This is a genomic window from Spirochaetota bacterium (genome assembly GCA_034190085.1).
Classification (GTDB): domain Bacteria; phylum Spirochaetota; class UBA4802; order UBA4802; family JAFGDQ01; genus JAXHTS01.
Map to the genome: position 1 here is coordinate 75,303 of JAXHTS010000049.1, position 13,980 is coordinate 89,282.

At 36.5% G+C, this 13,980-nt stretch carries 9 protein-coding genes; 2 read left to right on the top strand and 7 right to left on the bottom strand.

Features of this window, described 5'->3' with window-relative positions; all coding sequences use genetic code 11:
- Position 1: 1 nt before the first annotated feature.
- The 3 genes from gspE to SVZ03_09025 form a co-directional block, all read right to left on the bottom strand.
- Entirely contained in the window at positions 2–1,705 is a 1,704-nt protein-coding gene (gspE, locus tag SVZ03_09015; GenBank protein ID MDY6934345.1) for a type II secretion system ATPase GspE, read from the bottom strand.
- An 11-nt stretch (positions 1,706–1,716) separates the two neighbouring features.
- Positions 1,717–3,606: a secretin N-terminal domain-containing protein gene (locus SVZ03_09020; GenBank protein MDY6934346.1), complete on the bottom strand. Its 1,890-nt coding sequence runs from the start codon at positions 3,604–3,606 to the stop codon at positions 1,717–1,719.
- 208 nt (positions 3,607–3,814) lie between these two features.
- A complete protein-coding gene (locus SVZ03_09025; protein MDY6934347.1) occupies positions 3,815–4,657 on the bottom strand; it encodes a hypothetical protein in 843 nt (280 codons plus the stop codon).
- A 737-nt stretch (positions 4,658–5,394) separates the two neighbouring features.
- Between SVZ03_09025 and alr the strand changes: the two genes are divergently transcribed.
- Both alr and SVZ03_09035 read left to right on the top strand, forming a co-directional pair.
- Positions 5,395–6,537 (top strand): alanine racemase, encoded by a 1,143-nt coding sequence (gene alr, locus SVZ03_09030; GenBank protein MDY6934348.1) that lies wholly within the window; start codon positions 5,395–5,397, stop codon positions 6,535–6,537.
- Between the two features lie 552 nt (positions 6,538–7,089).
- On the top strand, positions 7,090–7,380 hold the full coding sequence (locus SVZ03_09035) for a SpoVG family protein (GenBank protein MDY6934349.1): 291 nt from the start codon (positions 7,090–7,092) through the stop codon (positions 7,378–7,380).
- A 240-nt stretch (positions 7,381–7,620) separates the two neighbouring features.
- Here SVZ03_09035 and lnt read toward each other — a convergent pair whose 3' ends face one another.
- From lnt to SVZ03_09055, 4 genes are all read right to left on the bottom strand, one after another.
- Positions 7,621–9,231, bottom strand: coding sequence for an apolipoprotein N-acyltransferase (lnt, locus tag SVZ03_09040; protein MDY6934350.1), 1,611 nt, complete (start codon positions 9,229–9,231; stop codon positions 7,621–7,623).
- On the bottom strand, positions 9,222–11,240 hold the full coding sequence (gene ligA, locus SVZ03_09045) for an NAD-dependent DNA ligase LigA (GenBank protein MDY6934351.1): 2,019 nt from the start codon (positions 11,238–11,240) through the stop codon (positions 9,222–9,224). Before ligA ends, lnt begins: the two co-directional genes overlap by 10 nt.
- Positions 11,241–11,321: 81 nt before the next feature.
- Entirely contained in the window at positions 11,322–12,599 is a 1,278-nt protein-coding gene (locus SVZ03_09050) for an FtsX-like permease family protein (GenBank protein ID MDY6934352.1), read from the bottom strand.
- A gap of 207 nt (positions 12,600–12,806) precedes the next feature.
- Positions 12,807–13,961, bottom strand: a complete 1,155-nt coding sequence (locus SVZ03_09055) for an acyl-CoA dehydrogenase family protein (GenBank protein ID MDY6934353.1) — start codon at positions 13,959–13,961, stop codon at positions 12,807–12,809.
- Positions 13,962–13,980: the final 19 nt, after the last annotated feature.

Genomic DNA, 13,980 nt, shown 5'->3' on the forward strand with positions numbered 1-13,980 from the left:
TTCAACTTACCCTCAACACTTCTTCTATTGTTGTTATTCCAGAAATAACCTTGCTAAGTCCATCCTTGAATAGGGTGGACATCCCCTTTTTGAGCGCTAGTTGCTTTATACTGTTTGCCTCAGAATGAGTCATAATCATCTTCCTAATGTCATTGTCTAATGGCAGCAGTTCATATATTCCTATTCTGCCCCTATAGCCTGTATTGAGGCATTTCTCACAACCCTTGCCCCTATATAGCTTCCCATTCTTAATCTGCGTTGTCTTAACTCCCATCTCGGTAAGCATACTCTGTGTGGGCTTATATGTGCTTTTACAATCAGGGCATATTGTCCGAACAAGCCTTTGAGCTAGAATCGCATTAACTGAGGAGGATATAAGAAAGGGCTCAACCCCCATATCAATAAGTCTTGTTATCCCACTGGCTGCATCGTTAGTATGAAGCGTAGAAAAAACTCTATGACCGGTCAAGGCAGCCTGTACTGCTATATCAGCAGTCTCAATGTCCCTTATCTCACCAATCATTATTATATCAGGATCCTGCCTAAGGATTGATCTCAAACCATTTGCAAATGTGAGATCAATCTTCGGTTTTACCTGCATCTGTCCTACTCCACTCAATTGATATTCAATTGGATCTTCAACTGTCAATACATTTACGTCCGTTGTATTCAACCTTGACAGGATACTATATAATGTTGTTGTTTTGCCGCTTCCGGTAGGGCCAGTAACCAGGATAATGCCATGTGTCTTGTTAATGAGAGAATTAAAAATATTAAGACTATCCTTTGAAAATCCCAGAGAATCGAGATCGAACAACATATCAGTCTTATTTAATAATCTCAATACAACCCGTTCCCCATAATATGTGGGGAATATGGAAACCCGAATATCTATATCCTTGCTACCGATTTTAATCTGGATTCTTCCGTCCTGGGGCAACCTGTTTTCAGCAATATTTAGATTTGCCATTATCTTTATTCTTGAAATAATAGCGCCCTGAAATTTTTTGGGAGGGGTGAGTATCTGATAAAGGAGGCCATCGATCCTATATCTCACTATAAGATCCTTTTCGTATGGTTCTATGTGAATATCGCTTGCCCTATCATTAACTGATTGTGTGATGATCGTATTTACAAGGCGGATTATAGGGGCATCATTGGCCATATCCAAGATGTCTTCTGTCTCAGCAATAGGGGATGACAGAATCTCGAAATCAGAATCCTCCAGATTCTCTATGGCCTCACTAGTTGAGTCAACATTCAGGGTATCAAAATGATTATTGATGATCCTAATAATCTCTTCTTCGGATGTTAGAACAGCCTCAAAGATGTAATCCGGGAAAATCATCTTAAGGTCATCAAAGGGCTGAATATTAAGGGCATCTGAAATGGCTATTGATATGGTCTTGTCTTTGCTGTGCAATGGCACCATCTTATTTTTTTTCAAAAAGTAAATCGGGATCTTTGAAAATAGTTCCTCCGGATCGTCAAACTCGAGGCGTTTCTGAAATGAAATTCCATAATGCTCTGCCAAGGCAGATAGAATATCATCCTCAGTAGCCAATCCCTTCTTTATAAGCAACTGACCTAACCGCATACGCGAACCTTTTTGAGAAAGAAGAACCTCTTGTAATTCCTCAGGTCTGACTACCTTCCTCTCCACAAGGATCTTTCCCAACATCTGTGGCTTTTTCTTTCTAACCATATCCGTATATACTATCTCGTTCTTAATCTTCGCTGTTCCTCTCTCTTTCTATTAGTCACAGCGTCAATCCTCTCCTGTTTAGTAACAATGAATGGGGTTATAAATACCAATAGGTTAGTCTTTTTATAATCAACACTCTTTCTCTTAAATAACCATCCTAGAATTGGAATATCCCCTAAGATCGGGACCTTCGATTCCTCCTCTACTTTGTTATTTCGAATAAGACCACCCACAACAATTGTCTTACCGTCACCCACAGTCACCTTTGTGCTGATATCACGTTTTGACAGTTTTGGGGGGATGGCAGAACCAGTTGTTGTCCCGCCAAGTACGTCATTTGCCTCCTGGTACAGTTCAAGGGTTATCCGCTCCTTGTTTGTAATATGGGGTGTGATCTTTAACTTAATCCCCACTGATTTATACTCATAAGTGAAGAACTGCGTACCGGATTCACTGATTCGATTGTTTGTGGCAACAGGTATCTCCTCGCCAACATTCAACTCAGCCTCATTATTATCAACAGTGAGAATCTGTGGTGTTGAGAGAATGTTGAAATTTTTATCTGTGGCAAACATATTTAATAGTGCAAATCCCAGCATCTCCTCACCGCTTAAGAAACCGATTTGAAAACCGCTAGCCAAAGGAATCGCTATCTTCTTGTCTCCCATGGATGATAATCCCTCTGAGGAATAATTGGGGGGAATGCCCAAAATTGAAGACCCTCCATACATATCGCCTGCATCACTCTCATAACCCCCCATCCAGTCGATTCCCAGGCTCCATCCCTTCTCAGCTGACACCTCGACTATTAGGCATTCTATTAGGACCTGTTCCCTCACTATATCCAGTTCCTTTATAATTCGCCTAATCTCTCTGAATTCTTCTGGAGTTGCTGTAATTATCAGGGAATTCGTTTCCTTGTTTGCTATAATAGAAAGCTTGGTCTTGGACTGACTTCCTGGTCTTTTAGCCTGAGTCTTTGTAACTCGTTTGGACTTGCTCGATTTTCTTACCTTTGGAACTGGCCTCTGTTTTGCGGTTAGGGCCTGTTCGGAGAAAGGTATCCTTGAAAGAACACCAGCAAGACTCTCTGCATCCGCATTCTCAAGATGAACTACATGAATGTTGCCTTTGACTATCTTTTCCTCATCAATCTCATCAATAGGTTTATCCAGAGCCTTTGCTATCTTGACCAATCCGCTTATTTCAGTAGATTTTCCACTGAATATTATTATATTTAATATAGAATATACAACAATATCAGTGTTTTTCGATTTCATAGATTTTAAAGCTGATGAAATCTCATTTGCATCCGCATGTTCAATCTCAAGAAGGTAGGTTATGGTCTTTTCCTCATCCAGTGGGATTCTTTTAGTCTCCTTTTCATCTATTATAACTTCAACATTCTTCTTTATAGCATCCTTAACTGGTATAATCTTAATCAGATGCTGGGATTCAACAACCGCTAAACCCTTTAACTCTAATATGGACTTAAGAATATTGAATGCCTCTTTAACCGGCACCTTTTTGGCAGAACTTATTGTTATCTTCCCACGAACCTTATCATCAATGATGATATTCTTCCCTATAAGATCACTCATCACATTTAAAAACTCAGAAATTTCCACATCCTTGAAATTCAGGGTAAAGTACTTTGTCTTCTTTCTCCCCTTTTTAGAGATCTTGCCCTGTGCTTTAGACTTCTTTTTATTATTCATCTTATTCTGAGATAATATCCATCCATCCCTATAAGAGAGGTTATCATAGGATGACGACAGTTCAACATTTTTGTGAATTCTATCTATCGAATCTAAATCTGAAAATGGTATAACAAACACTATGGTAACAACAAAAAGAATAATACTACGCCTAATGGTTATATAAATCTTTGTTCCTTTCATTTCCCCTTCTCAATTGTTCACTTTATAATAATAAGTTATAATTAGATACCTCTCCTACATCCGTTCGAAAATCCAACTTAAATAATCACATTGCGATAATCCTATTTCAATTCAATTTGAGTGATCTCTTCCTAAGGATATAAAGAAATAGATACGGCATATCATTAGAGATCTTTCACATTTTTACATAGTCATAGTTGACTATTATCTATTCAGTAACAGAGAAGTCAAAGGTTTGCAACTTCCCGCGTCTCTCTAAATCCACTGAAAGTCTTGTTTCACCTTGAAGATTTTGCCACATCTTAATAAGCTTATCAGTACTGTCAAGAGGATGACCATTTATTCTTTTAATAACATCACCACTCCTTGCCCCCAGTTGATATAGAATATTGTTCGGTCGCACCCTGAATAGCTTATAACCTTCAATTTTACCATTCACTCTGTATGGCCCGGCACGAAGGCCCTTTAATGCATTATCAATATTATTGAACACCTTTTGCTGTATCTCTGATCGGCTGATAGTTTTACTGCTTTTATTATTTCTCCCCTTAACAGTACTCGCTGTCCCACTCCCCAGAGCCTTCTCGTCCTTCGCAAACATATCAAGATTTGTTACCTCATCGCCCATCTTGAGATACACCTTTGAGTTGGCTATCCTCACAAGCTGGTATCCATAGACATCATTCCATAATTTAAATATTTGAGACTCCTTTTCTCTCTTTTTCTTAATCAACGCCCTTGCTATACTGGAAGGCCCTGTAATTGTACCTAATAGAGTCAGATCCTGTAGGCTTTCAGGGGTTACCGTTTCAGTTATGGGTAAATCCTCCACTTCAGTGCCAAGCTTAAAAAAGTTAGACACCAGTATTGCATCATAATCATCAAAACTCTTATGAGTAGTTCTATCTGAAAATGATTTATGTTTTTCTATCGGACTCATGTATACTGGAGTAAAACTAAAACGAATAAATTGATTTACCATTGAAGACAATGTATAGGAAAAAAGAATAATAGAAATCGTATTTATGATATGATATTTAATATTCTGCATAAAATCCTAATCTCCATAATCCATATGACTAATTAGAAAAAACTATTAATAAATGTTACACTTGGTTATCTATATTAAAGACTATTTCTGTTTACCTCTATTAAAATAGAATTGTTTGAATTAATTTTTAAGATCATTATTTGTCCAGCATGCCAATTCCTGGTGTAATTGACTTTTATAAAACTAAATGTTTATCAAAAATAAACAAATTATAATAATTAAACATAAAAAGAAAAAAATTTCATATAAATTATGATATATTTCTCACGTTCTAAATGATTAATTGATAGTATAATAATTTAATCATTCTAATTTCACTATTTCTATCTTCACAAGGATGTTCTACCCTCGTATTTACATGAGGTTCATATTAATTTATAGATTAATCTCCACTTTAGTTCTCATTAAGGTATTAATCAAACAAAATTTATGATCCGTATTACAAAATAAATATTCATTTGACTAAATATAATATCACTTTCATAAAGCATCAAAACCCATGCTATAATTTTTGTATATTTGACTATAAGTTAGTATCATTTCTGCTTGCAAATTTATTTTTTATTTTTCAAATATATTTAGAAAAAATTCTAATACCATTACTCAATTAGTCCTTTTTCTCATATTGTGAATATATTCAGTTAAATTTTCAGTTAATTAGAAAAGCGTATTACCTACTTCTCAATATGCATATTTGATGAACTTATATACTACTATCTATAATTAGGAATGATTAAATGAATAAATATTCTTTAGTTAAGGAGAATAGCAAAACATATCTTGAGATAGATATAGGTGCAATTGAGAGGAATATCAGGATAATCAAGGAAATAGTTGGAGCAGATAGGAAAATCCTTCTAGCAGTAAAGGCTGATGGTTATGGACATGGCGCAATCCAGATATCAAGATTTGTGGAGGAATCAGGATTAGTTGATATTCTTGGTGTTGCCTCACATGAGGAGGGTATTGAGCTAAGAAGGGCAGGGATCAGCCTCCCTATTCTCGTTTTAGGATTGATCCTTCCATATAAAGAGAATATAGGCACAATCCTTGATTATGATCTCACTCAAACTGTTGCTGACTATCCTCTATCTGAACAAATCTCAAAAGAGGCAAAGAGCAGGAATAAATCAGCAAAACTTCACCTCAAGATTGACACCGGTATGGGCAGAATCGGATGTAAACATGAAAACTCTGTTATGATTGCCAAGTCGATTAACCATCTTGAATCTATTATACTAGAGGGGGTTTTTTCACATCTCCCCGTTTCTGACATTATAGACTCTGAATTTACAATAAATCAGATAAAGATATTCAATAATATCATAAAAGAACTCGAAATTGAAAAAATCGATGTAAAATATAAACATATCGCTAATAGTGCGGCGATTTTGAACTATCCTGAGTCACTCTTCAATATGGCAAGACCAGGAATTATGGCCTATGGGTACTATCCGGTAAAGAATAATAATAATAAAAAAATAGACCTTACCCCATCCATGAGCTTAAAGAGCTATATCATTTTCTCAAAGAGAGTGAAAAAGGGGACATCGCTTTCATACGGGCTAACCTACACAGCGGAAAGGGATTCGAATATAGCAACAATTCCTATTGGGTATGGTTGTGGTTATAGCAGATTCCTTTCAAATAAAGGCCAAATAATTATAAATAACAAGATATATCCCGTGGTCGGAAGGGTCTGCATGGATCAAATCTTGATAAATACCGGTGATGATGAATATGCCCCTGGCGAAGAAGTTATTGTATTTGGTAAAGAAGGGATAACTGTAGAGACATTAGCCGATTGGATCGGCACCATACCTTATGAAATTATCTGTTCAATATCTAGAAATATTAAAAGAAAATACCTATTTCCATAAACAATAAACAAGCTCTCATTTGTCATATCTTAACACACAGCAAATTTGAATCCCTTTTTGTAAATATTTTCAAAATGAATAATATTTCCCTTGACATAATTTTAATGATACGCTAGTTTTTTAACCAAATATAAACATATTTACATATATCAAAGCGATTTCTAATTAAATATAAGAATAAAATACAGCTCCTCAAAGATAAAAAAATGAGCTTTATTTACTCTACTTAGTTAGAAAATATTGCTTTTCTTCTCAAAAATAAGGGGGTTGAGGATAACAGAACATATAAATCATTATAATCTGTATAAATTAAAGCAATTTGATTTTACGTTTATTGAAAATATGTGAAATAAAACAATAGGGGTCTCATTGTTTTAACAAACAGTTAACGATTCACCTTATTCCAAGAGGAATTGAATCGTTTTTACCACCTATTTATCAAAACCACATTTTTGAGAAGTAATATTTTCTGCCACTAGTGGGAAATATACTATATTTAATAACAAAATTACAGATTTACAAACTATCTATAGTATATGGTGGTACATTATTATGGAAGACATAATTACTGAAGTAAGGGTTTTCCCAAAGGATAATCTTGGGAAGACCTTAGGCTTTGCAAACATCACTTTAATGAACAAATTCGTTGTAAAAAATTTACGTATTGTTCAGGGGGAAAAGGGTATATTTATTGGGATGCCTTCTAATAAGAAAAAGAATGGGGAATTTATTGATCTATTTTTCCCCATCACACAGGAGGCAAGGGATTTAATCACTAACGCTATCCTACATAAATATGAAGAAGTTATTCAAAAGCCAGAAATGGCAGTCCCTATAGTATAGAGTATTTTTATTTGCTCAACCCAAGTGATACCAACTGATCATTACCCTTTTCTGTATACAAACATCAAAGGATTGATATACCCTTGGTGAATATTGATATTGTAATAAGGTGATGTATGCAATTAATTGATATTCAAACATGAAACACAAGAAGGAAAGAGTATGTGAAGTAATAATAAATTGCATTCTCAACTGTCTATTATTAAAATACAATCCCTTAGGAAACAAATCCCCACATAATTAGGATTTATCCTTCAAGTAAGACTGAATAATCCGAAAGAAAATGATAAATGAAGCAAGAAAGATAAATCCCATACAGATATAAAGAAATATATCCCCATGCTTTGAATAAAATGTTTCTCTTTTTAACGCAAAATTGATATTGCCCACTATATAGCCAGGATGAAGTATTGGTATTGATTTCGTTACTCTACCATAAGGATCTATAAGAGTTGTATACCCAGTATTCCCCGCCCTCACATACCAGAGGCCATTTTCAATTGCCCTGAATATTGATGCAGAAAAATGCTGCATATGTCCACTATAGGAATCTGTCCATCCATCATTGGTGATATTTACTAAGAAATCAACTCCAAGTTCATTATATCTCCGACAAAGCCTGTAAAAAATTCCTTCATAACAGATCAGAACGCCAAATTTCTTATCCTTAACTTCAAACACTACAGGTTTATCCCCAGGGATAAAGCTTGAACCACCAAAGCTTACCAACAACTCCTTAATAAATGGTAGCCACTTCTCATAGGGAAACCATTCTCCAAAGGGAACGAGATGTATCTTCGGATATGTATCAACTACCGTACCATATTCATCAATAAGGACAGCATTATTTTGTGGAAAATGTCTTTTGTTAAGGATATCCTCAATAATGCCAATCTCACCTGTGAGTAAAGGCGTATTGGAGGAACTTGCAATGTCTAATACCCTTTTTTCAAAGGGATTAAGCCTTTCATTATAATAATCATAGGAAATATGTTCCAGGGTCGCGGATTCAGACCATATTATAATATCCGGTTCCTCATGTAGAGAGAGCCTTGTTAGGCGCTCTAAATCATTCAGATATCTGAACCGATTTGTCTTCCATTTCTCCCATGGAGAAATGCATGATTGAATAATTGCAATCCTTAGCTCATCCTCCCCGGTCTTTTGATTTAAAGGCAAGACATACCATCCATAAATTAATACAAAAGAAAAGACCAATAAAAATATTAACAATCTTATAAACTGAGCGGTCCTTAGAAGTCCTCCTGGTTTTAACCTTTTTGAATTCATTGTATAAATCAAATCTGCAACAATGGAATTCCCTAATATAAGTATAAAGTTTATTCCCATAATACCAATGAATGAAGAGACCTGTATAAAGGATGTAAAGGGGTATTGTGAATATCCAGGATAAGTCCAAGGGAATGCAAGATGCCCTATTGATTGAATCAGGTCTATGGATATCCAAGTTGATGGGTATATTATTACCCTCAGGTTTTCAAAACTCCTTGATAAGTATTCAGCTATTATTATCTTTGTTACGGAGAAGACAGTAAGGCTTGGTATCAGGAAGGCGAGGACTATGTAATATCCACCAGCCACATCCGCTCCGAAGGAGCCAATCCATCTATATGATAGATAATTCCCGATGAAGGTGGCAATAAAAGAGGAAAATAAAATCTCCTTATAACCCTTATCCCTAACAAAGATAAACAATGGTATCATGGATACCCATGCAAAAAATGGAAATCCCTTCAAAATCCAGTGATCATAACTAGGGGAAGAGAGAAATATTAGAAGACCAGTAAGGACATAGTAATACTTTCTCAATAACTGAACAATTACTCCCATTTTTTCTCACCTATCATCATTACAAACTCATCCTCCTGGATTATCTTTATGCCAAGTCCTTGGGCCTTTTCATACTTGATGCCGGGCAAATCCCCTGCAACCAGATAGTCTGTTTTTTTGCTTATTGTACCTGTCACCCTTCCACCAGACTTTTGAACTATCTCTTCCGCTTCCTTCCGGGTTAAGCCTTGCAGGGTGCCGGTAAATACAAAGGTTCTATCACGTATTTCATCTAAAACTGATTCTTTCACCAATTCATCATGTACAATCACTCCGGCATCTAAGATATCCTTTATAATCCTTAGGCTGCTCTCATTATGAAAGAATTCATAGATAGACTCCGCCACCTCTGGCCCAATCCCATCAATCAGGATTAATTCATCAATCTCCATAACATAAAGTTTATTTAATCCCCCTACTGCCCTTGCCACCACCCTAGAGAGATGATCACCAACATTCCTTATCCCAAGACTTCTGAGAAAATGTGAAAGAATAATTGTCCTTCTGCTGTCAATTGAAGAGATCACCTTATCAGCAAGTTTATCTCCCATCCTTTCAAGTTGAAGAAGATCATCCTTTGTAATCCTATATATATCCGCTATTGTTTCCAATTTCTCAGCATTATATAATCGTATTACGAGTTCTGGGCCAAAAGATTCAATATCCATACCATTCTTCGATACAAAAAACTTCAATGTCTCCAATCTCTTTGCAATGCACTGGGAATTGATACACCTAATAAAAATGTCCTCTTTAACTAAACCTGTGTTGCAGCTTGGGCACCTCTTTGGTGGATTGATATTCCCTGCATCAGGCGGTCTTTCCTCTCTAATGGCCTCAATAACCTTTGGTATTACATCGCCGGCCCTTTTAATCCTCACACTATCGCCGATCCTTAGATCAAGGCGCATAACCTCATTATAATTGTGAAGTGAAGCCCTCTTGACAAGGACACCACCGATATTAATTGGCCTCAGATTTGCTACGGGTGTTATTAAACCCGTTCTCCCAATCTGCCAATCAACAGATTCAATCACAGTAATCGCTTCCTTAGCAGGGAATTTCCAAGCTGTTGCCCATCTGGGCGCCTTATTAGTAGCTCCAAGCCTATCCCTGATATTAAAATCAATAACCTTTATCACTACACCATCAATGTCAAAATCAAGCCTATAACGATTTACTAACCAATATTCATAGAATTTCTTTATCTTCCCTATATTTCCATATTCAATATGCTCTGATACCGGAAGTCCAAGATTCGTTAAATAATCATACATCTGCATTTGATCAACAATAGATCTATTTGATACGACTTTTCCTATTGAATAGAATACTATTTCTAGTTGCCTCCCTTCAGAGATTCTTGAATCTATCTGGCGCAGTGAACCCGATGCCGCATTTCTTGGATTAGCAAAGGGCGATTCTCCATTATCCTCCCTAATCCTATTTAGCCGTTCAAACTCTCTGTGTCTCATTAAAACCTCGCCTCTAACAGATAGGAAGTCTGGAATCTCATGGCCGGATAATTCCAAGGGCATATTGCCTATTGTAGCTATATTTGCGGTGACATCCTCGCCAACTAAGCCGTCACCTCTGGTTGCTCCAGTATTAAATCTTCCATCCTCATAAATAACTTCTACTGCTAAACCATCGAATTTTAATTCTGCGCAATATAATAATTCATCATCGGCATCTATATTTTTCAGGCATCTCCGATCAAAATTGGAAAGGTCTTCCTCTGTAAAAATGTTGCCAAGGCTCAGCATCGGCGGATCATGATTCACCTCTGAAAAGGTTTTAGAAACCACACCCCCAACCTTACCTGTCGGTGATTCCTCAAGCTTGAGACTTGGATGTTTTCTCTCGATATCGATGAGTTCTATTATCAACGAATCATAGGTTGAATCCTCCATTAAAGGCTGGTTAAGATTATAATAATGGTAATCAGCTCTTTTAATCAACTCAATTATTTCATAATATCTCTTCTTTATTGGAAATGTGTCATTCATACAGAATTTCACCCCTCAAAAAGCGTCGTAACCCCTGTATAAGTGAATTATGACGTTTCCCCGGTATTTATTGAGGATTTGCTATTTTTTCATATCATTGAAAAGTTGCTTATTTGAAGCAATTATGGCAGGGAATAAGGCCGAAATTGATGATACAATTGCTGCAAGGGTTAATGACATGAACATTAGGTTATGATTTTCTAATCGCAAATTCATACCCTTAAGCATGGGCACCCATCTTGCGATGTTATCTGACATATAGTTCAATAAATAATATCCAAGAATATAACCCATAATCCCATAAAAAATCCCTATTAGTCCAGCTTCAATTACAAATGTCATTACTATCCTTAATTTCGTTGCCCCTAAAATTCTCTGAATCGAGAATCTATGGCTACGGTTGTAACTGATTGCTAGATAAGAATTAAAGATAGCTAAAATAGTTAAAATCAGCATAATTGTCATTATCAGTGAAAGGGTAACATCCATGAGAAAAACTGCCTTTTCGGTTTTATCAGCAATATCCATCTGCGACTCAACCTTAAGATCCATACTCCTGATCTTGTTAGTAATCAAAGGAATTTTATCTATATCACTAACATTAGCAATTAACATTATGCTTGAAAAGCATTCATTTTTCAGAGCCAGTTCATCAGAGCAGGTTTTACAGAAATCCTTAATAAAACTTGTAGGAACAATAATTCCAGCAGTAATTATGGATGGTGTAAAACCGAAAATCTTGGCTTTATACCTAAATTCCTTATTGCCAGTCTTAATAAATGTAGACTTCCCAATAATTAATTCCATGGAGAATAGCTTAAGAGCCTTTTCTCCCAGTTCAGGAAGCCCATTAACAGCTGCAAAGTTGTTATATAGATTCATTGCAAACATAGGAATCACTATTGGAACATGATCTCCAGCTACAAATTTCTCCCATTTAGGGTTTGTTCCCTTAAAAAAGGTATTATTCACTCCGCTAATGAGCATATCAACCCTTAAGTACTTACCAAACATGCCAGCCTTCAATGATGCTGGAGAATTTAATCGAATTACCTTGTAAAGGTTTTCAATCCCATCAATTCCTCTGATCTTTTCAATTCTCTTTTCGCTAATAATATTTCTACTGGTTGAAAAATTAATAAACTTAGTTTTATTTATAGGAGTAATCTTGATCTGGTTTATCTGTATCTGACCGAATATCCTTTTCTCTAAAAAATCCTTCACAGATCTTTTCAAAGATATTGACAATACAAGAAAGGAGATTAAAAAAATTACTCCAAAACCGGATAGAAGTGTTCTTGGAATATTTTTAATTATATCACGAGAGATTAAGAGTACATTTCGCAATAGATATCGCATTTTCAGTAATATCTTATCCTAAATTAACGTGTATTAATTTATTTGCTTAATTTAATTAAGGTAGTATTGACGCATTTCTTTGGCATGTATCCCCACTTTACAACAAACATGGCATTCCATCTTCCAAATATAGCCTATTCCCCCCTATTGAACATGGATGCTACCCTCATGGTTTAGCAAAACAGCCCTATTTCGTGTAGAATAAATCTATCTTACAGCCCTTAGCTTCAGCAACTCACCAGCTACTATTAGCTTCTGGATCTCTGTTGTGCCATCAGGTATAGTCCAGGTTCTGGCATCCCGGAAGTATCTCTCCAAGGGGAACTCCTGAGATAGACCATAGGCTCCATGGACCTCAATAGCTAGGGAAGTAGCTCTTATAGCTGCCTCTGTTGCGTAACCCTTAGCTAAAGATGCCTCTTTCCGGCACTTCTCGCCTTTATCCAGCATATCAGCGACTCGATAGCATAAAAGTCGACTTGTCTCTATCAAAGAATACATCTCATAGATCATGTCCTGTACCATCTGAAATTTTCCGATAGGTTTTCCAAATTGCATTCTATTCTGAGCGTATTCTATCGACGCATCTAAAGCCGCTTGTGCAATGCCTGTTGCGTGGAATCCCCATAATGGACGCACTGCGTCAAATCCCTTCATCATCCCTAAATATGATCCTTCCGGAATCATATTTTCTTTTGGCACCCGACAATCCGAAAAGGTCAATTCTCCCGTAGGAAAGGCATGCAGACCTAATTTAAGCAACTCCCTCGATTCAAAGGGGGACTCCTCCCTGTCAACCATGATCATCCGAATCCCTAAGGACCCCAGGCTTTTGTCTGTTTGTACTAAAACCATACAGACATCACAGATAGGTCCGTTAGATATCCACATCTTGGATCCGTTAACAACATAATGATCGCCATCCAGAAGGGCTGTAGTTTCAAGAGCAGTTGTGTCAGAACCGACATTAGGCTCAGTAATGGCTCCGCAGGTTATCAATTCAGCAGACTGTATCCTTGGTAAATATTTCTCCCTAATATTAGGAATCTCTAGCAGCATAGTTTGAAAAAGTCCAAGATCAGTAAGATTTACTGCCCCAGCCAGGCCAGCCCAGGATCGGGCTAACTCCTCATATATCATTCCAGTGGTCTTATAGTCAATATTTGAGCCCCCATGCTCCTCTGACATGCCACCGAGATAGAAACCAAAGGGTATTAGCTTCTTAATATATTCCACTACCTCTTTCCTGGTTAAGGGGCCTTGGGCATCCCTTTCTGAAGCGATTGGTGTAATCTCCCTATCTAAGAACTTACGAAGACTATCTTTCAATATTAACTGCTCTTCAGTTAGTGAAAAATCCATATTACCTCCTTATGATATT

What these genes read in the sequence shown, in the direction of transcription:
- lnt (MDY6934350.1), bottom strand. Translation starts at nt 9,231, where the DNA reads ATGGGAGTAATTGTTCAGTTATTGAGAAAGTATTACTATGTCCTTACT.
- SVZ03_09020 (MDY6934346.1), bottom strand. Translation starts at nt 3,606, where the DNA reads ATGAAAGGAACAAAGATTTATATAACCATTAGGCGTAGTATTATTCTT.
- SVZ03_09025 (MDY6934347.1), bottom strand. Translation starts at nt 4,657, where the DNA reads ATGCAGAATATTAAATATCATATCATAAATACGATTTCTATTATTCTT.
- alr (MDY6934348.1), top strand. Translation starts at nt 5,395, where the DNA reads ATGAATAAATATTCTTTAGTTAAGGAGAATAGCAAAACATATCTTGAG.
- ligA (MDY6934351.1), bottom strand. Translation starts at nt 11,240, where the DNA reads ATGAATGACACATTTCCAATAAAGAAGAGATATTATGAAATAATTGAG.
- gspE (MDY6934345.1), bottom strand. Translation starts at nt 1,705, where the DNA reads ATGGTTAGAAAGAAAAAGCCACAGATGTTGGGAAAGATCCTTGTGGAG.
- SVZ03_09035 (MDY6934349.1), top strand. Translation starts at nt 7,090, where the DNA reads ATGGAAGACATAATTACTGAAGTAAGGGTTTTCCCAAAGGATAATCTT.
- SVZ03_09055 (MDY6934353.1), bottom strand. Translation starts at nt 13,961, where the DNA reads ATGGATTTTTCACTAACTGAAGAGCAGTTAATATTGAAAGATAGTCTT.
- SVZ03_09050 (MDY6934352.1), bottom strand. Translation starts at nt 12,599, where the DNA reads ATGCGATATCTATTGCGAAATGTACTCTTAATCTCTCGTGATATAATT.